The sequence below is a fragment of the Pseudomonas sp. P4_C3 genome (assembly GCF_056402075.1).
The window spans coordinates 1-831 of sequence record NZ_JBFUIC010000722.1 but is presented as its reverse complement, the minus strand read 5'-3'; the positions used below and the strand labels follow the sequence as shown (position 1 = coordinate 831).

General features: G+C 58.6%; 1 protein-coding gene. It reads right to left on the bottom strand.

The features are described from left to right. Positions 1-100 precede the first annotated feature (100 nt). The gene (gfa, locus tag AC1DVH_RS32055) at positions 101-679 is read right to left on the bottom strand and encodes an S-(hydroxymethyl)glutathione synthase (protein ID WP_477757159.1); all 579 of its coding nucleotides are present in this window, start codon (positions 677-679) and stop codon (positions 101-103) included. Between the last annotated feature and the right edge of the window lie 152 nt (positions 680-831).

Genomic DNA, 831 nt, shown 5'->3' with positions numbered 1-831 from the left:
GTCTTAATGCCCACAGCCCCCCAGTTAATTATGTGGGGCGCACAACATCAAAGGTGAATCGGAGCCGCGGTCCGGAAAAGAAACCGCGGCAACCGATCAATCAGGCGGTGGGGAGCAGGCCTTTCTGTTTGGCGACATGAGTCGCCAGTGCGTCCATCAAGTCCGGGGACAGGCAGTCATAGGGTTCCAGGCCGATCGAGCGCAAGCGCTCGCGGATAGCCTTCATTTGCGCGGGCGGTGTGCCGGTTTCGATGATGGAGGACACGAACGCCGCGAATCCCGGCGCAGCCCATCCGCTCTGTGGCGAAAGCTCGGTGTGGACGAAGTCCAGGCCATAAAACGCATGGTCCTTGTTCTCGATGCGCCCAAAGAGATGGGCGTGACACTGCTTGCAGGCGTGGCGCTGGATGGTGGCGGATTCGTCGACAATCGCCAGTTTTTCGCCGTGGGCAATCACGCTGACCTTATCTCGAGGCACCACGGCGATGACGGCGAATGTCGCGTTTTGTGGTTTCCAGCATTTGCTGCAGCCGCACGCGTGGTTATGCAGAGTTTGTGCGTCGATCTTGACCTCGACCTTGTCAGTCGCACACAGGCATTGCAGGGTGCCACCTGTGAAATTCGCGGCGGCGGGTTGGATACCATTGTCCAGTACAGGGTGAAGTTGCAAAGTGCTCATGCTGGCGTCTCCGTTTCAGGGTGTCAGACAAAAGTGCCTGGGGCCGTGCCCCAGACCGGTAGTTCATCGGAACTCGATGCCGGCGCGGATCGATTTGCCTTCATGCATCCGATCGAACCGCGGCGGATTTCGAAAAGGACACAGTGCATAAA

Excerpts from the sequence above, each read along its gene's own strand:
- gfa (WP_477757159.1), bottom strand. The coding sequence starts at position 679 with ATGAGCACTTTGCAACTTCACCCTGTACTGGACAATGGTATCCAACCC.